Here is a 20,944-nt window from a genome sequence, read left to right on the forward strand (position 1 = left end):
CACGAGTCCAGCACGCTAGAGTCCCTTCCGCCGATAGTCGGCTCTCCCCGCAAAGGATGGGTTCATGGCGGAATTCATCGAGGTCCACATCACCATCGAGGGACACGAGAAAGCGTCCCGACTGGCGCACAGCCTGCTGCACACCGGCCTTGCCGCCTCGATCGACATCGGGGAAGTGACGCGGCTGATCCGGCGGGAAAACGGGATCGAGGAGGCAAGCGCCTGGCAGCTGGCGGTCATCACGACCGCGTCGCAGCTGGCCGCGATCGAGCAGCACGTCGGGGAGAACCACCGCGACGAGGAAATCCCCATCCTGGCGCTCCCGACCTCGAGCGGTAACCAGGCTCAACTGGACTGGCTACGTGATCAGGCCAACCGGGACCGGCGATGAGGGCGTACCCACGCTCGGGACCCGCTGGATCCTTACACGAAAGACACTGCGATGAAAGGATACGGCTTATCCTTTCATCGTTGAGGTGAGCGTGAAAGGATAATCGCCGTGGCGGTGTACCTAGAGGCCTCGTGGCCCGCGGCATGGGACGCCCCGAGTAGGCGGGACAGACAGGGCGGCGTCTATCGTCCCTATGTGCCCGACCATCTGGTAGGCGGGACCCTTGTCATCGCGCCGGACGTCGCGCAGGAAGCCGCCAAGGCAGAAGGGCTCGTCAGACGGCTTACGTCGCACTCCGCCAGTCACGGCGTGGACGGTCTCGCCCGCTTCCTCCTCCGGTCAGAGGCGATCGCATCGTCGCGTATCGAAGGGCTGCAGACGTCCCCGCAGCAGGTCGCGCTCGCCGAGCTGGCCGTGCACGACCCGGGGGTGTCAAGGGGGTTCACCGCGACGGCGGCTCTGGTCGCCAACAACGTGAAGGCGCTGCGGCAAGCCGTCACTGAACTCGTCGCAGTCGAGTCGGTCTCCGTGGCGGACGTCGTCGCTTTGCACACGGCGTTGCTTCCCGAGGAGAGGCATCATGGCCTGCGCGAGGTGCAGAATTGGGTGGGAGGAGGGAATTGGCATCCGCTGGACGCCGAGTTCGTTCCGCCCCCGCCCGGGCATGTCCAGCCCTTGATGGACGATCTCGTGTCGTACATCAACATGGCCGAACACTCGCCCTTGATCCAAGCGACGTTGGCACATGCACAGTTCGAGACGATTCACCCGTTCACGGACGGCAACGGCCGGGTTGGCCGGGCACTGATCCACACAGTTCTGGCTCGCCGGGGTCTCACACCCCACGCGATCCTTCCGATCAGCCTCGTGCTGCTCACGCGATCGGATGCGTACGTCGATGGGCTCACGGCGTACAGGCACGCGGGAGAACCTGGATCGGCAGAGTCACAGCGAGGGACCAACGCCTGGCTGCGTGTGTTTCTCGCGGCTACCTCTACCGCCGTTGAGCAAGCGGAGAGGTTCGCTGACGAGCTCAGTGAACTACACGACCAGTGGCTGGCACGACACCGTCGCTTCCGCGAGTCTCAGGGTTTGCGCCCGATGCCCCGGACAGACTCAGCGGTCGCACGCCTTCTGAATCTCCTGCCGGCGGTGCCGCTCGTGACCGCCCGTACCGTGCAATGTCTGCTCTCGATCACGCATCCCGCCGCGCGCCAGGCATTGGAGGAGCTTGCAGGGGCCGGCATCCTGTATCCCAAGCAGGTGGAAAGAAACACCACGGGGTATCTCGCCCGCGAGATCTTTGACCTGCTCACGCTGACCGAGCGCCGCCTGGCGAGCACCCGCTGGGACACGCGCGAATCGCCGCCCGGACGAATCGTTCCCGCCCGGCCGCAACGCTGAGCGGTGACGTGGCTTGGAGGAACCTGGTGCAGGACCGGACTCCTGCACCAGGTTCCCCAACGGTCAGTCCATGAGGACGATCTGGCGGAGGACCTCGCCGTTGCGCAGGGCCTCGACCGCGTCGTTCAGGTCGGCCAGGCGGATGCGGGCGCTGATCAGCGATTCGAGGTCCAGCTTGCCGGCCTTGTGGAGCTTGGCGAAGTAGGGGAAGTCGTGGCGTACGTCCGCTTCGCCGTACAGGCTGGAGAGCAGGTTCTTGCCTTCGAACAGCAGGCTGAACGCCGAGATCGACACCATGTCGTCCATCGCGCCCGCCCCGACCACGATGACGTCGCCGCCGGCCCGGGTGATCTGCCAGGCGTTCTGGATCGTGGCCGACTTGCCGACCACCTCGAAGCCGTAGTCGAAGCCACTGCCGCCGGTGAGGTCGTTCAGGGCCTGGGGGATCTGCTCCGGCGTGACCGCGTGCGTCGCGCCGACCTTCTTGGCCAGCTCGTGCTTGGACTCCAGCGGGTCGACCGCGAGGATCGTCCTGGCGCCGGAGACGCGGGCGCCCTGGATGACGGACAGGCCCACGCCGCCGCAGCCGATCACCGCGACCGTGGAGCCGGGGCGTACCTTCGCGGTGTTGAGCGCGGCGCCCACGCCCGTCGTGATGCCGCAGCCGATCAGGGCCGCCGCCTCCCACGACACCTCGTCGTCGATCTTGATCGCGCCCTGCCACGGGACGACGATCTCCTCGGCCCAGGTGCCGCAGCCCGCCATCCCGAACGCCGTCGCCCCGTCGCCGCCGAACCGGAAGTTGCCCTTGGTGAAGGACTCGATCACGTACTTCATGCACAGGTACGGCTGGCCGCCCAGGCACAGGTCGCAGTCCTGGCAGGCCGGGCGCCAGCTGACCACCACGTGGTCGCCCGGCTTGACGGAACTGACGTGCTCGCCCACCTCCACCACCTCGCCCGCGCCTTCGTGGCCCGGGACGAGCGGCACGGGTTGCGGCAGCACGCCGGACATGGCCGACAGGTCCGAGTGGCAGACACCGGTCGCCCGGATCCGTACGCGTACGTCCGTCGGCCCGACCGGGGCCAGGGTGACGTCGTCGCGGATGTCGAGCTTGTCGTTGCCTACGGCGTGCAGGATCGCGGCGCGCATGTGGGGTTCCTCCTCGTGCCTGGGGGCTTATTCCTCGAGGGAAAGGGCGGCTTTGGGGCAGGACCTGACCGCGTGGCGGACGCGGTCGAGCATCTCGGGGGGTGGTTCCGGAAGAAGGATGTGCAGCTGGTCGTCGTCGTCCACCTCGAACACCTCCGGGGCCAGCCCCATGCACACGGCGTTGGCCTCGCAGACCAGCTCATTGAGCTTGACTTTCATGTGAGCCTCCGGTGATCCCATGAGACCACTTTGGTGCGCTCGACGACGTACGCGATCCGCTTGAGCCCGGTCTTCTCCACGTACGGGCGCAACAGCTCGTCCGGGACGCCCGGAGTCATCCTGCGGGCGATCATCAGGCCGATGGCCATGACCCGGTCCCGGTCGTCCACTCGCTCGGCCTTGCCGTACACCAGGACGCCGCGCAGCTCGCCGTAATCGTCGCCGGCCTCGACCAGGCAGCTCACCCGGGGGTCGCGGGCCAGGTTGCGGGCCTTCTGGGCCTTGCCGTAGGTCCAGAAGGCGATCCTGCCCTCGTCGAGCCCGTAGAACATGGTCACCAGGTGCGGCATGCCGTCCGGGTTGATGGTCGCCAGTTGCAGCTTGCGTGAGCCCTCCAGGAACGCGGTGACGTCGTCGTCCGACATCGCGATGCGAGCGCGCTGATTCACGTTGCCAAGTAGAACAGGTTGCAGAAGACGCCTGCAAGTGCTCCCTGGAATGTTATTCGGTTCGGTTAGGGTGCATGCCTATGACGATGCCGTCAGAGCTGCTCTACGCAGCTAAACACGCCAAGGGATTCATGCCGCCCGAGGAGGGTTCGGCCCTGTTCGAGGTGGCCTGCCAGTACGGAAAGCTCGGGCCCATCTGCGAGATCGGCACCTACTGCGGCAAGTCCGCGATCTACCTGGGCGCGGCGGCCAGGCAGGCCGGGTCCGTGGTCGTCACCGTGGATCATCACCGGGGGTCGGAGGAGATCCAGCCGGGGTGGGCGCACCACGATCCGACGCTGGTGGATCCGCGGGTCGGGAAGATGGACTCGTTGCCGACGTTCCGGTCCACGATCGCGGCCGCGGGGCTGGAGGACGAGGTGATCGCGATCGTCGGGAGGTCGGAGCGGGTCGCCGAGCTCTGGCGGGCGCCGCTGGGCATGTTGTTCATCGACGGCGGCCATTCCGAGGAGCCGGTGACCCGGGACTACGAGGGATGGGCGCCGCATGTCATGGAGGGTGGGGCGTTGGTGTTCCACGACGTCTATCCCGATCCCGCCGATGGGGGGCAGGCGCCGTACCGGGTGTATGTGCGGGCGCTGGAGTCCGGGGCGTTCGCGGAGGTGTCGGTGCAGGGCTCCCTGCGCGTGCTGGAACGCGTCGGTCCCGGCATCTAGCGGGCTGGTCAGTGGTGGTGGCGGCGGGCCCAGGAGCGGCGGGTCTGGGACTGCCAGCGCTGGAAGTCCTCGTGCGTGTGCGCCTCGTGCCCGAGCGCGATGAGCGCCCGGTCCGTCCACGACGCCGCCTCGTCGGGCTCTGCCCCAGCCAGTATCGGTACGGCCTGCGCCGCGTGGTCCGGCAACACCCCGGACCGCAACCGGGCGGCCACGGCGAAGGCGCAGCCCTGCGCCAGGTGGGCCCGGAACCCGTCGGCCCCCGCGTGCTCGGTCAGCCACCAGAGTTCGTCGGCCTCGGCCCCACCGGTGTACGTCGCCGCGAACCCGACCCCGCTCCACAGATCGGCCCGTCGCCCCGCCGGATACCCGCCGACCCTGGCGGCGACGTCGTCGGGCGAGGCGCTGTCGTGATACCAGAGCAGCCGTCCCAGCCCCTGGTCGAACACGGCGCAGTGCGCCCTCGTGAGCAGGTCGGGCATCGTCCGCTCGCCCACCATGCGATCGGCCCTGCTCAGGCTCCACTGGAACCCGAACCCGTCCACCGCCAGCCAGCGCAGCAGCGGATGGGCCCGCCGCGCGCCCCACACGGGCCGCAGCCGCACCAGGGCGTACCCGCGACCGGCGCCGAGGTAGGCGGCGTGGCGGTGATGCTGGGCGGGGCCGGCAAGTAGCTCGTGAAGGCGCCGGCCCCGTGTCAGCGTGAGCAGGTCGAGCATGGTGCAGGCGGCTGCCGCCCCTTCGTAGCCGAAGGGCCGCTGCTCTCCCGAAATTTCCTCGACCTTCTCAACTTCTCGCGACATCACCGCGTTGAAGCCGAAAACATATGATTTTTCGGCGTTGGTGAAGACTGTGCGAGAAGCTCCCCCTCTGAGCCGGAACCTTCGCCGACCCAGATCGGACTCCAGCGGATCCTTGGCCAGGAACCTCCGCAGCCCCCTCGCCGGAGACAGTGCCGGGTCGGTCCTGACCTGGTCCAAGAACGATGTTGTGCCCGTGTCGCCCACGCTTCCCCCGAAGACGCCTCGTACCGGCCACTCAGAAGCTAGTAAGCCCATTGCGCCTTTCGTCGGCGGCGCACCGGATTTCCCCGGCAAAGAACCCGCAAAAGCCCTTGCGGGTGGCCAAGGAAGATCAGTGGCCCTCTTCGGCGACCTGGGGAGGGACGCGCAGTCCCGTACCGGCGGCGCATCCGCAGATCTCGGGGTCGAACACCGATGTCTCCGGGATGTCCCTGAACAGGCCGGACCCCGGCGAGAGCCGCAGCAGCGCGTCGGCGGCCAGGATGGCGGCGGCGGCGGTGTAGCCGGAGCGCTCGTGGGGGAAGTGCCTGCGGTTGGCGAACTGCCACCCCGTCCAGTACGAGCCGTCCTCGTGCCGCAGGTGCTGTACGTCCGCGAACAACGTGACCGCCCGCCCCCGATCCCCCAGCGCGTCGAGCGCCAGCACCAGCTCGCAGGTCTCGGCCCCGGTCACCCACGGCTGGTCCGACACGCACCGGATGCCCAGCCCGGGCACCACGAACGTCGACCACTCGCGTTCCAGCAGCTCGAACGCCTGCCGCCCGCGCACCGCGCCGCCGAGCACGGGGTAGTACCAGTCCATGGAGAAGCGGCTCTTGTCGGCGAACGCCTCGGGATGCGCCGCCAGCACGTGCGCCAGCCGGTCGGCGGCCAGCTCCCAGTGCGGCTGCGGGTCACCCAGGTGGTCCGCGAGCAGCACGCCGCAGCGCAGCCCCTGGTGGATGGACGAGCACCCGGTGAGCAGCGCGTACGTCGAGGCATTGCCCTGCGCGTCGCGTTCCCAGACGATCTCGCCGCGCTCGGTCTGGAGGCCCGCCACGTAGTCGAGCGCGGCCTTGACCATGGGCCAGCGTTCCTCGGTGAACGCCTGATCGCCGGTGACGAGGTGGTGGTGCCAGACTCCGGCGGCCACGTAGGCGGCGTGGTTGGTCTCGCCGCCCAGCTCGGTGGGCACGCCGTCGACCAGCTTCATCGGCCAGGAGCCGTCGGCGCGCTGGTGGCGGGCCAGCCATTCGTAACCGCGCCGCACGGGCTCGCCGAGCCCCGCGACGGACATGGCCATCAGGCACTCGACGTGGTTCCAGGCGTCCACGTGCCCCTCCGGCCAGGGCACAGCGCCGTCGTCCTGCTGCATCGCCGCGATGCTCCCGGCCGTGCGTACGACCTCCTCGCGGGAGATCATGGCTTCCTGACGTAGAGGACCACGCTCTTGCCGATCACCGGGTTGAGCACGGCTTCGGCGATCCTGGTGGCGGCCGGGCGCTTCATGATGTCCCAGACCAGCAGCCCGTGGTACGCCTTGGCGAGCGGATGCTCGTCGTTGTTGACGCCGACCGCGCACTTGATCCACCAGTACGGCGCGTGCAGCCCGTGGGCGTGGTGGTGCGGGCCGATCTCGAAGCCGGTGGACTTCAGCTTGGCGGACAGCTCGGCCAACGTATAGATCCGGACATGTCCGCCCGGGGCCGTGTGATAGTCCTCGTCCAGCGCCCAGCAGATGCGTTCGGGCAGGAAGCTCGGCACGGTGATCGCGGCCGTGCCGCCGGGCTTGAGCACGCGGAAGATCTCGCGCATGGCCGTCATGTCGTCGGGGATGTGCTCCAGCACCTCGGCCGCGATGACCCGGTCGAAGCTGCCGTCCTCGAAGGGCATGTCGAGCGCCGTACCCTGGACGATCTCCCCGCTGGCCCCCGGCGGCACCTCGCCCGCCTTGTCCATCGCCACGAACATGCCCGCCACGCCGTCCAGCTCCGACTGGTCCATGTCGAACGCGGTGACGTCCGCGCCCCGGCGCAGCACCTCGAAGGCGTGCCTGCCGCCGCCGCAGCCCAGGTCGAGCACGCGTACGCCGGGGCCGACGGGCAGCCGGGCGAAGTCCACGGTCAGCACTTGTCGCCTCTCCTCAGCTCTTACGGGCCGCGATGGCCTCGCGGTATGCCTCTACGGTTCGCTTGGCCACGACGTGCCAGGTGTAGCGCTCCATGACGCGGTCGTATCCGGCCTGGCCCACCCGTTCGCGCTCCTCGGGCGAGTCGTGCAGGCGGCGCAGCGCCGCGGCCAGCTCCTCGGGGTCGCCGGGCGGGACCTGGACGGCCGCGTCGCCCACGACCTCGGGCAGGGCGCCCGTACGGCTGGCCACCAGGGGCGTGCCGCAGGCCATGTGCTCGACGGCGGGCAGCGAGAAGCCTTCGTAGAGCGAGGGCACGACCGAGATCTCCGAAGTGGCGATCAGCTCGCCCAGCTCGTCGTCGGAGATGCCGTGCACGAAGCGGACGCGGTCCTGCAGGGACAGCTCCTGGACGAGCTGCTCGGTGGGGCCGCCGGGGGTGGGCCTGCTGACGACGGTGAGGTGCACGTCGCGTTCGGTGGCCAGCTTCGCCACGGCCCTGAGCAGTGTCGCGACGCCCTTCATCGGGGAGTCCGCGCTGGCCACCGCGACGATCGAGCCCTTGCGCCTGGGCTTGTCCGGGCGCGGGTGGAAGTAGCGGGTGTCGACGCCGAGGGGGATCAGGCGCATGTTCGCCTGGGGGACGTTGAAGTCGCGGTGGATGTCGGCCAGCGACGACTCGCTGACGGTCAGGATCGGGCTCAGCCGGGGAGCGACGCGGGACTGCATCTTCACGAAGCCGTACCAGCGGCGCATGCTCAGCCTCTTCCCGCCGGTGGCGGCCTCCAGCTCGATGCGCCGGTCCACGCTGATCGGGTGGTGGATGGTGCCGACCACGGGGAACAACTTCTGGATGCCCAGCAGGCCGTACCCGAGGGTCTGGTTGTCCTGGACGACGTCGAAGTCGCCGACCCGCTTCTTCAGCTCGCGGTAGGCGCGCAGCGTGAACGTCAGCGGCTCGGGGAAACCCGCCGTCCACATCGTGCCGACTTCGAGCCAGTCGATCCAGTCGCGGTATTCGTGCAGCTTGGGCGTTCTGAACGGGTCCTCGTCGCGGTAGAGGTCGAGGCTGGGCACCTTGTGCAGGATGACGCCCTCGTCCAGCTCGGGGTAGGGCTGGCCGGAGAACACCTCGACGTGGTGCCCGAGCGCGACCAGCTCGCGGCTCACGTGGCGGAGATAGACACCCTGGCCGCCGCAGGTGGGCTTGCTGCGGTAGGACAGCAGTGCGATCCGCAGCTTTCGCTCCCGCCCGGAAACCCGCAGCGTTGGCTCCTGCACGGACACCCCTTTCTCCGCCGGTAGGGCCCTGAGACGGGCGTGTACCGTGAAAGATGACCTTAGTCCGAGAAGGCTACCATTCGGTAGGTCGCCTGGAATTGTTCACATCAGCCGTCATAGGCCGTGCGAACTGCGACGTTGCTATGACCGAGCGTGGTTCGGTGGAACGTGTTCTATGCGGCTTGATGCCCCATCAAGGCGCTTGGCTGTACATTCGCGTCCCAAAGGGATGCGGCAGGGTGGGTCGCGTCCAGCGGGCCACCGCAGGTAGCGGCTCATAGTTGGAGGACCCCTTGGCCAGGCGCGCTCTGATCACCGGCATCACCGGCCAGGACGGTTCTTATCTAGCGGAGCACCTGCTGGAGCAGGGGTATGAGGTCTGGGGGCTGGCCCGGGGGCAGGCGAACCCGCGCGTGTCCCGGATGCGCAAGCTGCTCACGGACGTTCAGGTGGTGCGGGGGGACCTGCTTGACCAAGGGTCGCTGATCTCGGCGGTGGAACGGGTTCAGCCCGACGAGGTGTACAACCTGGGCGCCATCTCGTTCGTGCCCATGTCGTGGGAGCAGGCGGAGCTCACGGCTGAGGTGACCGGGATGGGGGTGCTGCGGATGCTCGAGGCCATTCGCGTGTGCTCCGGGGTGTCGCGGGGCGGGGGTCCTGCCGGGCGGATCCGCTTTTATCAGGCTTCATCGTCCGAAATGTTCGGGCAGGTCAGCGAGACGCCGCAGACCGAGGGCACCGCCTTCCACCCGCGCTCGCCGTACGGGGTGGCGAAGGCGTACGGGCACTTTCTCACGCAGAACTACCGGGAGTCGTACGGGATGTTCGCCGTGTCCGGGATCCTGTTCAACCACGAGTCGCCGCGGCGGGGGGCCGAGTTCGTCACCAGGAAGGTGACGCTGGGGGTGGCGCGGATCAAGCTGGGGCTGGACACGGAGCTGCGGCTGGGCAATCTGGAGGCGCGGCGGGACTGGGGGTTCGCGGGGGACTATGTTAAGGCGATGCACCTGATGGTGCGGGCCGACAACCCCGAGGACTATGTGATCGGGACCGGGCGGATGAAGTCGGTCAGGGAGCTGGTGGAGGCGGCGTTCGCGGCGGCGGGGCTGGACTGGGAGCGGTACGTGGTGACGGACCAGGCGCTGCACCGGCCGGCCGAGGTGGATCTGCTGTGCGCGGATCCCAAGAAAGCTCGGGCGCAGCTGGGGTGGGAGCCTCGGGTGTCGTTCGACGAGCTGGTGGCGATGATGGTCGAGTCCGATCTGCGGCTTCTGTCGGACGGCGGCGATCCCGATCAGGACAGCTCCTGGCCCTAAAACCTCCCATCTGTTACGCGGTGCCGTGGCTTGCCACCCGCCGTCGCCGCTTCCGTCTCTCCAGGAAACGCCCGCTGACCGGTCAGTGGCGCGCCGCCGTAACGGCGCGCACGTTCACCGGCTCCGTGGTTGACCTGGTGTGACGGCCTGGCGGTAGGCGCCGGGGGTGAGGCCGAAGTAGCGGGTGAACCAGCGGGTCAGGTGGCTCTGGTCCGCGAAGCCCGTCGATACCGCAGCCTCGCCGATCGGCGTGCCGTCGGCGATCAGGGTGCGGGCCGTTCTGAGCCTCAGCTGGCGCTGGTAGTCGCTCGGCGGCAGGCCGTACTCCGTCCGGAAGGCGCGGTAGACCGCGTACCGGCTGGTGCCCGTGGATCTTGCCAGGTCGTCCATGGTGAGGTCGTCTGTCAGGCGGTCGTGGAGGAGTTGCCTGGTCTGCCTGGCCACCCTCGTCGATCTGCTCGGTTCGCCGGGTCGGCCGATGGGGGTCGTCGCCGCTCGCCGTACGATGCCCGCGATCGTGGCCGTGAGCAGTTCGTCGCGGCGGAGGGCTGTCGCGTCGCCCAGCAGGGCCGCGTGCAGGGCGCGTAGCGCGCCTGCCAGGGCGGGGTCGTCGAGCACCGGGGCGGTGAAGAGCGGCAGGCCCGTGGGGTGGCCCGTGGCGTCGGCCAGGGCGTTCGACACGAGGTCGGGGCCGATGTGGACCATTCTGTAGGTGAATCCGAGTGGGTTCGTGGCGTGGCCGTCGTGGGGATCCTCCGGGTTGAAGGCCATGACCATGCCCGCCGCGCTCGTGTGCGCCCCGCCCCGGCAGGTGAACGACTGCGCTCCCGTCTCCGTCATGCCGAAGGAGTAGGTCTCGTGGCTGTGCCGGTGGTACACGTGCTGCTCGAAGTGGGCGTGCATGGCCTCGATCGGCCGGTCGGGCGACCGCCAGTATCGGGACCAGTCATGTTGCATGTTCCCATCTTATTGACAAAGAGAATTTTTACGTAAAGGATGGTTTTTGCGATGAGAGATGTCCTGTACCTGGAAGAGATCGAGCAGGCCGAGGCGCTGCTCAAGCCGCAACGCGTGGAGGTGTTGCGGCAGTTGGCCGAGCCGCGTACGTGTTCGGAGGTCGCCGAGCGGCTCGGGCAGACGCCTCAGCGGGTCTACTACCACGTCAAACGGCTGGTGGAGGCGGGTCTGGTCGATCTGGTGTCCGAGCGCAAGGTGCGCGGGATCCACGAGGGCATCTATCAGGCCGGAGCCCGCTCGTACTGGCTGTCGCCGCGCCTGGTGGGGCGGATCGGGCTGGGTAAGGCCCGCGACGAGTTGAGCCTGGGCTACCTGCTCGACCTCATGGAGGAGGTCCAGGCCGACATCGCGGCGCTCGATCGGACCGCGCCCGAGCTGCCGTCCATCGGCCTGTCGGGGGAGATCCACGTGCGGCCGGAGAACCGTCAGGAGTTCCTGGACGAGTTGCAGACGATGCTGCGGGAGCTGTTCACCCGGTATGGGGGAGCGGAGGGCGACGCTTTCAAGCTCGCCGTCGCCTGCTACCCCAGCGGTATCCACAAAGGAGAAGAGCATGACTGAGCCCATGATCATTCGAGCCCGCGTCCAGGCGCCTCTCAAGGAGGTGCGTCACGCGCTGACCGATCCGGCCACGTTGCGGATCTGGCTCGCCGAGCACGCCGAGGTGGAGTTGCCCGGCCGGTTCGGGTTCTGGGGGCGTACCACGCCTGAGGGGGACGCGCCGCACCAGCGGCTGCTGCATGCCGACGAGCGTACGGTGCGGTTCGCGTGGCTGCTCGACGGCGAGGAGACGACCACCGAGTTCGGGCTGGAGGAGGACGGGGACACGACCATCGTGTCGGTGTCGCAGTCGCACTTCGACTTCCAGGACGTGATCACGGGCAAGAGCATCCGAGGGGTGCTGCAGACGTACTGGTGCCAGGCGCTGGCCAGCCTGGCCGAGCACTTCGAGGGGCGGGAGTTGTCGCCGAGGGTCGACTTCACCTCCGCGGAGCTGCGGGCGCAGGTCACGATCGACGCCTCGACGTCCGAGGTGTTCGACTCGCTGATCGACTCCGAGACGGTGACCCGGTGGTTCGGGTTCCCGATCGAGATCGAGCCGTACGTGGGCGGGCGCTTCGCGATGGGCGGCTTCGAGAACGACCCGAGCCCGGCCAAGGTGCTGGAACTCGAGCCCGGCCGCAAGTTCTCCGTGAACTGGGGCGACGCCGGGGTCGGGACGTGGGAGCTGGAGGGGGCCGGGGGAAAGACGCGGCTGACGTTGGTGCAGAGCGGGTTCGACGTCGAGCGGCCTCCGTACGCGGCTTGGGGCGGGATCCTGTCGGGGGTCGCGGAGCTGCGGCGCTACCACGAGGTACGGGACTGGCAGCCGGTCCTGCTGCCCTAGCCCCTGGGGCCGGGTTCGCACCAGCGTTCAAGACGTGATGGGGGCGGGGCGTGGAGACTGATGGCCATGCGTTTCGACACCAAGATCGGCATCGTGGTTCGCGCGGATCTGGCCGCATGGCAGCAGCTCAACGTCACCGCCTTCCTGGCCAGCGCGGTGGCGGGCGGGGTGCCTGAGACCATCGGCGAGCCGTACGAGGACGGGTCCGGCAACTCGTACCTGCCGATGTTCCGGCAGCCTGTGCTGGTTTACGTGGGGGCTATGGAGGACTTGCGCGCCGTTCGAGAGAAGGCGTCGGGCCGGGGGATGGATGTGGCCGTCTACATCGAGGAGATGTTCAAGACGGGGCACGATGCGGACAACCGGGCGGCTGTGCGGGCGGTGGAGGCCGATGAGCTGGCGCTGGTGGGGGTGGCGGTCCATGGGCCGAAGAACGGCGTGGACAAGGTGCTGAAGGGCCTGGCGCTACATCCCTGAGCTCCGGCCCCGTGAGGCTCCGGGGCTACGGTGCGTCGCCAGCCCGGTTCACCACGCTTGATCGAGCGCGCTCGGCGAGTCACGCGAGCAGTCCCCCGACCTCCGCCACCCTGTGGCCAACGCCTTGATCGAACGCGGCCGGCAACCCGGCCCTGAGCGCACCACATGCCACGCCCGGGGTGGCGGTGGCCTGGTTTGGGGCCGTCAGCCGATCGTGACGGGTAGTTCCTTGATGCCGTTGATGAAGTTCGAGCGCAGGCGCCGGGCCGGGCCCGTCTGGTGGAGGCGGGGGTGGCGGCGGGCCAGTTGTTCGAACAGGATGCGGAGCTCGAGCTTGGCGAGGTGGTTGCCCAGGCAGAAGTGGGCGCCGCCCCCGCCGAAGCCGATGTGGGGGTTGGGGTCTCGGCCGATGTCGAAGGCCCCGCCGTCGGGGAAGACCGTGGTGTCGCGGTTGGCGGAGGAGTAGAAGACCACGACCTTGTCGTCGGCCCGGATTGGCTGGCCGCCGAGCACCTGGTCGGTGGTGGAGGTGCGGCGGAAGAGGTTCACGGGGGAGACCCAGCGGACGATCTCGTCGGCGGCGGTCTTGGCCAGGGTGGGGTCGGCGACCAGGCGGTCCCACTGGTCCGGGTGCTCGAAGAGGGCGAGCATGCCGCCGGAGGCCGCGTTGCGGGTGGTTTCGTTGCCGGCCACCACCAGAAGGAGGACGAAAAGGTCGAACTCGTCCTCGTCGAGCGTCTCGCCGTGCTCGTCGGGCTGTATGAGCTTGGTGACGATGTCGTTCTTCGGATTGGACCTGCGCTGCGCCGCGAGCTGGTTGGCGTAGGCGTAGACCTCCATGGCGGCGCCCGAACCCTCTTCGGGGGACGAGGCGTAGTCGGGGTCCTGGGCGCCGATCATGCGGTTCGACCAGGAGAACACCTTGTCGCGGTCGGCCACGGGCGCGCCGAGCAACTCGCAGATCACGTACAGCGGGAGAGGCGCGGCGACTTCGGTGACGAAGTCGATCTCGCCGGTGCACTTGTCGAGGAGGTCGTCGCAGATGTCGCGGATGTGTTGTTCGAGGGCTCCGATCGTGCGCGGGGTGAAGCCCCGGTTGACCAGCGAGCGCCGCCGGGTGTGCTCCGGCGGGTCCTGGTTGAGCATCATGAGCCGCTGGAGCGCGATCTGCTCCTCGGGCATCTCGTCGAACAGGGCAAGCTTTCTCGAGGAGGAGAAGAGGTCGGAGTGCCGGGACACGTGGACGACGTCCTCGTGCCGGGTGACGGCCCAGAAGCCGGGCTCGCCCTCGTGCCAATGGACGGGGGAGTTCGCGCGGAGCCAGGCTAACTGGTCGTGTGGCGGTCCAGCGGTCGCGTAAAGGTCCCTGTCGACGAGGTTGATCTGCACCGGGTTCACCCTCTTGATCAAGCGCTTGGTTAAGCGTTCTGAAACGTGTTCTATTACGTCACTGTACGGTCGTCAAGGAGACCTGGTCGCGGCGGGCTCGCGCGAGGGCGGCCCCCGACGGCATCTTCACTAGCCAGCTGGGCAGGGAGGCTCGGTCGCGAGTGGGTATTCCGTGCCGTGTGCTGCGGCTTTGTCGCCCGGGTTGCACCTCCGATGTTTTGGCTGGCGAGAATTCAGCAATGTGAACGGGGGCGTCGGGGCGGTTAATTCGGTTCACAGGCGGGGGGCTACTCGCGCGGGTATCCTTCGAGGTCACGGATCGGATGTATCCACCTCGGCACCCTTGACACGCTCCACCCCGTCGCACGAGCATCGTGAATCGAGACATCCGATGTATATGTGAAGGATGCAGTGTGAAGCTACTGCGAGTAGGACCTGTCGGCCAGGAGCGACCGGTGGTGCTGGATGCGGCCGGTGACCTGCGCGACATCGGAGAGCCCGAGATCGATGGGGCTTTCCTCGCTTCCGGGGGAGTGGCGCGCGTCCGCGACGCGCTCGAGCGCGGTGCCCTGCCCGTCGTCGACGCCGAGGGGTTGCGGATCGGCGCCCCGCTCGCGCGTCCAGGAAAGATCGTCTGCATCGGCCTGAACTACAGCGACCACGCCGCCGAGTCCGGCGCGCCGGTGCCGGCCGAGCCGGTCGTGTTCATGAAGGCGCCCAACACCGTGATCGGCCCGTACGACGAGGTCCTCGTGCCACGAGAGAGCGTGAAGACCGACTGGGAGGTGGAGTTGGCCATCGTCATCGGTCAGGAGGCCCGGTATCTGGGCAGCCGGGAGGAGGCGCTCGGCGTCATCGCCGGGTATGCGATCTCCAACGACGTCTCCGAGCGCGAGTTCCAGCTCGAACGCGGTGGGCAGTGGGACAAGGGCAAGTCCTGTGAGACGTTCAACCCGCTCGGCCCCTGGCTGGTGACGGCGGATGAGGTGGGCGACCCGCAGAACCTGCCCCTGCGCCTCTGGGTGAACGGTGAGCGGCGGCAGGACGGCGACACCAAGAACATGATCTTCGATGTCGCGGAGATCGTGCGGTACCTGAGCCAGTTCATGGTCCTCGAGCCCGGTGACGTGATCAACACCGGTACGCCCGCCGGAGTGGCGATGGGCATGCCGGGGCAGCCGTACCTGCGTGCGGGCGACGTGATGGAGCTGGAGATCGAAGGGCTCGGAAGGCAGCGCCAGACGGTGGGGCAGGCATGACGGACCAAGGCGCAGCGGTGGCGTACCGGATTGTCGGGATGGAGACGCACGATGTGCGGTTTCCGACCTCGCGGGAGCTCGACGGCTCCGATGCGATGAACCCCGATCCCGACTACTCCGCCGCCTACGTCGTGCTCAAGACCGATGATGGGTTCGAGGGGCACGGGTTCGCGTTCACGATCGGGCGTGGGAACGACATCCAGACCACGGCCATCAGCGCGCTCGAGCCGTACGTGGTCGGCAAGGACGTCGAAGACCTGGGCGCGCTCTACCAGGACATGGTCAACGACTCGCAGTTGCGGTGGCTGGGGCCGGAGAAGGGCGTCATGCACATGGCGATCTCCGCCGTGGTCAACGCCCTGTGGGATCTCAAGGCCAAGCGGGCGGGCAAGCCGTTGTGGCGGTTGCTGGCCGAGCTGTCGCCCGAGGAGATCGTCGATCTCATCGACTTCCGCTACCTGAGCGACGCGCTGACACCGCAGGAAGCCCTGCAGATCCTGAAAAATGCGGAAGCAACCAAAGAAGAGCGGATTAGTCGGCTCCTCGAGAGCGGCTATCCCGCCTACACCACCTCGCCCGGGTGGCTCGGATACGACGACGACAAGCTGCGCAGGCTCTGCAAGGAGGCCCTCGACCAGGGGTTCGGGCAGATCAAGCTCAAGGTCGGCGCCGATCTCGACGACGACAGGCGCCGTTTCAGGGTGGCCCGCGAGGTGTGCGGGCCCGACTACCCGATCGCGATCGACGCCAACCAGCGCTGGGACGTCGGCTCCGCCATCGAGTGGATCAATGCGCTGAGGGAGTTCGACCCGCACTGGGTCGAGGAGCCGACGAGCCCCGACGACGTGCTCGGCCACGCCGCCATCGCCAGGGGCATCGACCCGATCCCGGTGGCCACCGGCGAACACGTACAGAACCGCATCATCTTCAAGCAGCTCCTGCAGGCCGGCGCCATCTCCTACCTGCAGATCGACTCGGCCAGGGTCGGCGGGGTCAACGAGAACCTCGCGATTCTGCTGCTCGCGGCCAAGTTCGGCGTCCCGGTGTGCCCGCACGCGGGCGGCGTCGGGCTGTGCGAGCTGGTGCAGCACCTGTCGATGTTCGACTACGTGGCGGTCACCGGCTCCATGGACAACCGCGTGATCGAGTACGTGGACCACCTCCACGAGCATTTCGTCGACCCGGTCGTCATCAGGAACGGCCGGTACGTCGCCCCGTCCGCGCCCGGCTTCAGCTCGGAGATGCACGCGGAGTCGATCGCCGCCCACACGTTCCCCGGCGGCGAGGTCTGGAGGGACGCATGAGCCTCAAAGCGATCGTGACCGGCGGCGGCTCCGGCATCGGCCTGGCCGCGGCCACCCTGCTCGCCGAACGTGGCATGAAGGTCGCCTGCCTCGACCTCAACCCGCCGGGCGAGCCGTTCATCGGCATCAAGGCCGACGTCACCGACGACGCCGGGGTGCGGGCCGCGGTGGCCGAGGCCGCCGAGCGGCTGGGCGGCATCGACGTGCTCGTCAACAACGCGGGCATCGGGGCTCAGGGCACTATCGAGGACAACCCGGACAGCGAGTGGCAGAAGGTGTTCGACGTCAATGTGCTCGGCATGGTGCGGGTGGCGCGGGCGGCGCTGCCGTACCTCAGGAGGTCCGAGCACGCCGCGATCGTCAACACCTGCTCGATCGCGGCCACCGCCGGGCTGCCGCAGCGGGCGCTCTACAGCGCGACCAAGGGCGCGGTGTTGTCGCTGACGCTCGCGATGGCCGCAGATCACGTACGCGAGGGCATCCGGGTCAACTGCGTCAACCCGGGCACCGCGGACACCCCGTGGGTCGCCAGGCTGCTCGACTCGGCCGGTGACCCCGAGGCGGAGCGGGCGGCACTCAACGCCAGGCAGCCGATGGGCCGCCTGGTCAGCGCGGAGGAGGTCGCCGCGGCGATCGCCTACCTCGCCAGCCCCGAGGCCGGTGCGACCACCGGGACCGCGCTCGCGGTCGACGGCGGCATGCAGGGGCTTCGCCTCCGGCCAACCAACTAAGGAAGGTAACCCCCCAATGAAACTCGGACCGGCGGCCGCGGCAGCGGCCCTCTTGGCGGTCGTCACGGCGTGTGGCTCAGGCACCTCGACGGAAGGAGGAGCAAGCGGCGGCGGAAAGGTCGGCATCGACCACCCCCGGGCCGACTCCGACTTCTGGAACTCCTACATCAAATACGTCCCGCAGATGGCGAGCGAGCTCAAGGTGGACCTCATGCCCGCCACGAACTCGCAGAACGACGTGGCCAAGCTGGTCAACAACGTGCAGGCGCTGACCGGCCAGGGCGCCAAGGTGATCGTCATGGCCCCGCAGGACACCGGCGCCATCGCCAACACGCTGCAGCAGCTCGAGAACAAGAAGATCCCCGTCGTGACCGTCGACACCCGCCCGGACAAGGGCAAGGTCTTCATGGTCGTACGCGCCGACAACCGGGCGTACGGGACCAAGGCCTGCGAGTTCCTCGGCGAGAAGCTCGGCGGCAAGGGCAAGGTCGTGCAGCTCCAGGGCGCGCTCAGCTCGATCAACGGCCGCGACAGGTCCGAGGCGTTCGCGGAGTGCATGAAGACGAAGTTCCCCGGGATCACGGTGTTCAGCGAGCCGACCGAGTGGGAGGGCAGCAAGGCCGCGTCCATGCTGCAGACCCGCCTGGAGCAGAACCCCGACATCAAGGGCATCTATATGCACGCCGGCGGTGTGCACCTGGCCCCGACGTTGCAGGTGCTGAAGCAGAAGGGGCTGCTCGTCCCGCCGACCGACCCCAAGCACATCTTCGTGGTGTCGAACGACGGGATCCCGCAGGAGTTCGAGGCGATCCGCAAGGGCGACATCGACGCCACGGTGTCCCAACCGGCCGACCTGTATGCGAAGTACGCGCTCTTCTACGCCAAGGCGGCGGCGGAGGGCAAGACGTTCAAGCCGGGCCCGACCGACCACGACAGCACCATCATCCAGCTCCCCAACGGCCTGGAGGACCAGCTTCCCGCGCCACTGGTGACGAAGGACAACGTGGACGACAAGGCCCTCTGGGGTAACCAGGTCAAGTAATGAAAAATCACGTTGAAGCCCGAAATGTCGTCAAGCGCTTCGGCCCGACCACCGCGCTCAACGGCGCGGAGATCGCGATCGCCGAGGGCGAGACCCATGCGCTCGTCGGCAGGAACGGCGCGGGGAAGTCCACCCTGGTGTCGATCCTCACCGGGCTCCAGCGGCCTGACGAGGGCGAGGTGCTGTTCTCGGGAGAGGCGGCGCCCGCCCTCGCGGACCGTGACGCCTGGCGGCAGCGCGTCGCCTGCGTGTACCAGAAGTCGACGATCATCCCGGCGCTGACGGTCGCGGAGAACCTGTTCCTCAACCGCCAGTCGGCCAGGGGTCACACGATCAACTGGCCGGGGCTGCGGGGCAGGGCTCGCGAGCTGCTGGACACGTACGAGGTGGACGTCGACGCGCAGGCGCTGGCCGGGGACCTGACCGTCGAGCAGCGCCAGCTCGTGGAGATCGCCCGCGCGCTGTCGTTCGGGGCCAGGTTCATCATTCTCGACGAGCCGACCGCCAGGCTCGACGGGCCGGCCATCGAGCGGCTGTTCGCGCGCATGCGGTCGCTGCGCGAGCAGGGCGTCACGATGATGTACATCTCCCACCACCTGGACGAGGTCTACGAGATCTGCCAGAGCGTCACGGTCTTCCGCGACGCCCGGCACATCGTGACCAGGCCGGTGGCCGACCTCCCGCACGACGAGCTGGTCGCCGCGATGACGGGGGAGGCCACGACGGCGTACGAGTCCCGCTCCCGCACGCCCGGCGACACGGTGGTGTTGTCGGGTGAGGGCCTGTCGCTGGACGGCCGCTACCAGGATGTTGATATTTCCGTTAAATCGGGCGAGGTCGTCGGCCTGGCCGGATCCGCGAGCAGCGGCAAGGTCGGCGTGGCCGAGACCCTGGTCGGGCTGCGCAAGGCGGATTCCGGCACCGTCACGGTCAACGGCACGCAGGTCAGGCCGGGCGACGTGCCCGCCGCCATGAAGGCCGGCCTCGGGTTCGTGCCCGAAGATCGGCACCACGAGGGGTTCGTCCCCCTCCTGTCCGTGGGGGAGAACGCCACGTTCCCGATCGTCCGCAAGCTGGGGCGGTACGGCATGGTGTGGCCGGCTCGGCGCCGGGCCAAGGCCGTACAGATGATTAAAAGTCTGGATATCAAGACAGAAGGGCCTGATCAGCCCGTCAGTGACCTGTCCGGGGGGAACGCGCAGAAGGTGGTGTTCGCGCGGGCGCTCGTGGACGATCCGACGGTGCTGGTCGTGATCAACCCGACCGCCGGCGTCGATGTCAAGGCCAAGCAGGCCCTGCTCGGCGCCGTCGAGGACGCGGTCGGCCGGGGAGCGGGGGCCGTGGTGGTCTCCGACGAGCTCGACGACCTGCGCATTTGCGACAGGGTGCTGGTGATGTTCCACGGCAGGGTCGTCAAGGACGTGCCGCGTGGCTGGACCGACCACGAGCTCGTGGCCGTGATGGAAGGCATAGAAGATTGACCACTTTGACTGCGCCGGCGCCCCGGGTGCGGCTGGCCAGGTTCCGCGACCTGACGCTCGTGCCGGTGATCCTGCTCCTGCTCGTCGTGGGCGCGTTCCTGGACCCGACGTTCCTGACGCCGGGCAACCTGACGAACGTCCTGCAGCAGCAGGCGGCGATCTCGCTCCTCGTGCTGGCGGAGGCGATGATCCTGATCGCCGGCAAGTTCGACCTCTCGCTGGAGTCCACGGTCGGCACCGCCCCGGCCATCGCGGTGATGCTGGTCATCCCGGTGTCGGCGGGCGGGTTCGGCCTCGGGTTGCCCGGGACGCTGGTGATCCCGTTCGCCCTGCTGGTGGGCGCGGCCATCGGGGCCTTCAACGGTTTTCTGATCATCAGGTTCCAGCTGTCGGCGTTCATCGTCACGCTGGCCATGCTGATCATCGTGCACGGCTTCCTGCAGGGGCCGACTGAGGGCAAGACGTTGTTCCAGCTCCCCGACTCGATCCTCTACCTGGGCAGCGCCATCTGGCTCGGCCTGCCCGCGGCCATCTGGATCGCCGGGCTGCTGTTCGCGGCGGGCATCTTCGGGCTGGGCTACCTGCGGCTCGGCCGTTCGCTCTACGCGATCGGCGGCAACTCCGACGCCGCCCGCGCCGCGGGCATCCGGGTGGACCGGGTCCTGTACGGCGTGTTCATCCTGGGCGGGACGCTGGCGGCGCTGGCCGGCATCCTGGAGACCGGCCGCCTCGGCGCGATCGGCAACAACCAGGGGGTCGGCTGGATCTTCATGGTGTTCGCCGCGGCGGTCATCGGCGGCGTCAGCATGGACGGCGGCAAGGGCACGATCCTCGGCGCACTGACGGGCGTGCTGGTGATCGGCCTGGTGCAGAACATCCTGACGCTCATCGGGGTCTCAGGCTTCTGGCAGCCGGTCATCTACGGCGGCATCATCCTCATCGCGCTGATGATCAGCCGGATCGCGGGCGGAAAGGCACAAGATTAATGAAACGTCACGGAGGTGTGGCGTGACCGGGAAACC

General features: G+C 68.3%; 22 protein-coding genes. 13 read left to right on the plus strand and 9 right to left on the minus strand.

All coding sequences use genetic code 11. The annotated features are described in order from the left end of the window. Positions 1 to 64: 64 nt before the first annotated feature. Both cutA and ACFLIM_RS15000 read left to right on the plus strand, forming a co-directional pair. Entirely contained in the window at positions 65 to 391 is a 327-nt protein-coding gene (cutA, locus tag ACFLIM_RS14995) for a divalent cation tolerance protein CutA (protein WP_393165593.1), read from the plus strand. 195 nt (positions 392 to 586) lie between these two features. Beyond that, entirely contained in the window at positions 587 to 1,795 is a 1,209-nt protein-coding gene (locus ACFLIM_RS15000; RefSeq protein ID WP_393165595.1) for a Fic family protein, read from the plus strand. A gap of 63 nt (positions 1,796 to 1,858) precedes the next feature. Here ACFLIM_RS15000 and ACFLIM_RS15005 read toward each other — a convergent pair whose 3' ends face one another. The 3 genes from ACFLIM_RS15005 to ACFLIM_RS15015 are packed head-to-tail and all read right to left on the minus strand — an operon-like array spanning position 1,859 to position 3,615. Then, positions 1,859 to 2,947 (minus strand): Zn-dependent alcohol dehydrogenase, encoded by a 1,089-nt coding sequence (locus ACFLIM_RS15005; RefSeq protein ID WP_393165597.1) that lies wholly within the window; start codon positions 2,945 to 2,947, stop codon positions 1,859 to 1,861. A 27-nt stretch (positions 2,948 to 2,974) separates the two neighbouring features. Continuing rightward, on the minus strand, positions 2,975 to 3,166 hold the full coding sequence (locus ACFLIM_RS15010) for a ferredoxin (protein ID WP_393165600.1): 192 nt from the start codon (positions 3,164 to 3,166) through the stop codon (positions 2,975 to 2,977). Beyond that, positions 3,163 to 3,615 carry a pyridoxamine 5'-phosphate oxidase family protein gene (locus ACFLIM_RS15015; protein ID WP_393165602.1) on the minus strand — a complete coding sequence of 151 codons (453 nt, stop codon included), beginning with the start codon at positions 3,613 to 3,615 and terminating at the stop codon, positions 3,163 to 3,165. The genes ACFLIM_RS15010 and ACFLIM_RS15015 overlap by 4 nt, the downstream gene beginning before the upstream one ends. Before the next feature lie 86 nt (positions 3,616 to 3,701). Here ACFLIM_RS15015 and ACFLIM_RS15020 point away from each other — a divergent pair, with 86 nt between their 5' ends. Then, positions 3,702 to 4,331, plus strand: coding sequence for a class I SAM-dependent methyltransferase (locus ACFLIM_RS15020; protein WP_393166194.1), 630 nt, complete (start codon positions 3,702 to 3,704; stop codon positions 4,329 to 4,331). 8 nt (positions 4,332 to 4,339) lie between these two features. On the opposite strand, the gene ACFLIM_RS15025 is transcribed toward ACFLIM_RS15020, so the two are convergent. The 4 genes from ACFLIM_RS15025 to ACFLIM_RS15040 form a co-directional block, all read right to left on the minus strand. Next, positions 4,340 to 5,386, minus strand: coding sequence for a DUF1702 family protein (locus tag ACFLIM_RS15025; RefSeq protein WP_393165604.1), 1,047 nt, complete (start codon positions 5,384 to 5,386; stop codon positions 4,340 to 4,342). A 76-nt stretch (positions 5,387 to 5,462) separates the two neighbouring features. Then, a complete protein-coding gene (locus tag ACFLIM_RS15030; protein ID WP_393165605.1) occupies positions 5,463 to 6,533 on the minus strand; it encodes a prenyltransferase in 1,071 nt (356 codons plus the stop codon). Next, positions 6,530 to 7,240 (minus strand): class I SAM-dependent methyltransferase, encoded by a 711-nt coding sequence (locus ACFLIM_RS15035; RefSeq protein ID WP_393165607.1) that lies wholly within the window; start codon positions 7,238 to 7,240, stop codon positions 6,530 to 6,532. Before ACFLIM_RS15035 ends, ACFLIM_RS15030 begins: the two co-directional genes overlap by 4 nt. A gap of 13 nt (positions 7,241 to 7,253) precedes the next feature. Beyond that, on the minus strand, positions 7,254 to 8,519 hold the full coding sequence (locus ACFLIM_RS15040) for a glycosyltransferase family 4 protein (RefSeq protein ID WP_393165609.1): 1,266 nt from the start codon (positions 8,517 to 8,519) through the stop codon (positions 7,254 to 7,256). 293 nt (positions 8,520 to 8,812) lie between these two features. Between ACFLIM_RS15040 and ACFLIM_RS15045 the strand changes: the two genes are divergently transcribed. After that, complete coding sequence (locus tag ACFLIM_RS15045; protein WP_393165611.1) at positions 8,813 to 9,835, plus strand: GDP-mannose 4,6-dehydratase; 1,023 nt, start codon at positions 8,813 to 8,815, stop codon at positions 9,833 to 9,835. A 114-nt stretch (positions 9,836 to 9,949) separates the two neighbouring features. On the opposite strand, the gene ACFLIM_RS15050 is transcribed toward ACFLIM_RS15045, so the two are convergent. Next, the gene (locus ACFLIM_RS15050; protein ID WP_393165613.1) at positions 9,950 to 10,792 is read right to left on the minus strand and encodes a helix-turn-helix transcriptional regulator; all 843 of its coding nucleotides are present in this window, start codon (positions 10,790 to 10,792) and stop codon (positions 9,950 to 9,952) included. A 51-nt stretch (positions 10,793 to 10,843) separates the two neighbouring features. Here ACFLIM_RS15050 and ACFLIM_RS15055 point away from each other — a divergent pair, with 51 nt between their 5' ends. The 3 genes from ACFLIM_RS15055 to ACFLIM_RS15065 all read left to right on the plus strand — a co-directional run bounded on the left by ACFLIM_RS15055 (position 10,844) and on the right by ACFLIM_RS15065 (position 12,716). Beyond that, positions 10,844 to 11,413 carry a helix-turn-helix domain-containing protein gene (locus ACFLIM_RS15055; protein ID WP_393165614.1) on the plus strand — a complete coding sequence of 190 codons (570 nt, stop codon included), beginning with the start codon at positions 10,844 to 10,846 and terminating at the stop codon, positions 11,411 to 11,413. Then, a complete protein-coding gene (locus ACFLIM_RS15060; protein ID WP_393165616.1) occupies positions 11,406 to 12,239 on the plus strand; it encodes an SRPBCC domain-containing protein in 834 nt (277 codons plus the stop codon). Before ACFLIM_RS15055 ends, ACFLIM_RS15060 begins: the two co-directional genes overlap by 8 nt. 66 nt (positions 12,240 to 12,305) lie before the next feature. Then, positions 12,306 to 12,716 carry a DUF2000 family protein gene (locus ACFLIM_RS15065; RefSeq protein ID WP_393165618.1) on the plus strand — a complete coding sequence of 137 codons (411 nt, stop codon included), beginning with the start codon at positions 12,306 to 12,308 and terminating at the stop codon, positions 12,714 to 12,716. A gap of 204 nt (positions 12,717 to 12,920) precedes the next feature. On the opposite strand, the gene ACFLIM_RS15070 is transcribed toward ACFLIM_RS15065, so the two are convergent. Then, positions 12,921 to 14,105: a cytochrome P450 gene (locus ACFLIM_RS15070; RefSeq protein ID WP_393165620.1), complete on the minus strand. Its 1,185-nt coding sequence runs from the start codon at positions 14,103 to 14,105 to the stop codon at positions 12,921 to 12,923. Between the two features lie 413 nt (positions 14,106 to 14,518). Between ACFLIM_RS15070 and ACFLIM_RS15075 the strand changes: the two genes are divergently transcribed. Genes ACFLIM_RS15075 through ACFLIM_RS15100 form a run of 6 tightly spaced genes read left to right on the plus strand, consistent with a single transcriptional unit; the run spans position 14,519 to position 20,908 of the window. Continuing rightward, the gene (locus ACFLIM_RS15075; RefSeq protein WP_393165621.1) at positions 14,519 to 15,364 is read left to right on the plus strand and encodes a fumarylacetoacetate hydrolase family protein; all 846 of its coding nucleotides are present in this window, start codon (positions 14,519 to 14,521) and stop codon (positions 15,362 to 15,364) included. Continuing rightward, entirely contained in the window at positions 15,361 to 16,668 is a 1,308-nt protein-coding gene (locus tag ACFLIM_RS15080; RefSeq protein WP_393165623.1) for an L-fuconate dehydratase, read from the plus strand. Before ACFLIM_RS15075 ends, ACFLIM_RS15080 begins: the two co-directional genes overlap by 4 nt. After that, the gene (locus ACFLIM_RS15085; protein ID WP_393165625.1) at positions 16,665 to 17,399 is read left to right on the plus strand and encodes an SDR family NAD(P)-dependent oxidoreductase; all 735 of its coding nucleotides are present in this window, start codon (positions 16,665 to 16,667) and stop codon (positions 17,397 to 17,399) included. Before ACFLIM_RS15080 ends, ACFLIM_RS15085 begins: the two co-directional genes overlap by 4 nt. A gap of 16 nt (positions 17,400 to 17,415) precedes the next feature. Next, the gene (locus ACFLIM_RS15090; RefSeq protein ID WP_393165627.1) at positions 17,416 to 18,441 is read left to right on the plus strand and encodes a sugar ABC transporter substrate-binding protein; all 1,026 of its coding nucleotides are present in this window, start codon (positions 17,416 to 17,418) and stop codon (positions 18,439 to 18,441) included. Next, entirely contained in the window at positions 18,441 to 19,922 is a 1,482-nt protein-coding gene (locus ACFLIM_RS15095) for a sugar ABC transporter ATP-binding protein (RefSeq protein WP_393165629.1), read from the plus strand. The genes ACFLIM_RS15090 and ACFLIM_RS15095 overlap by 1 nt, the downstream gene beginning before the upstream one ends. Beyond that, positions 19,919 to 20,908, plus strand: coding sequence for an ABC transporter permease (locus ACFLIM_RS15100; RefSeq protein ID WP_393165631.1), 990 nt, complete (start codon positions 19,919 to 19,921; stop codon positions 20,906 to 20,908). Before ACFLIM_RS15095 ends, ACFLIM_RS15100 begins: the two co-directional genes overlap by 4 nt. The last annotated feature ends 36 nt before the right edge of the window (positions 20,909 to 20,944 follow it).

It is taken from the genome of Nonomuraea marmarensis (assembly GCF_043197025.1).
In the GTDB taxonomy this organism is placed as follows: Bacteria; Actinomycetota; Actinomycetes; order Streptosporangiales; family Streptosporangiaceae; genus Nonomuraea; species Nonomuraea marmarensis.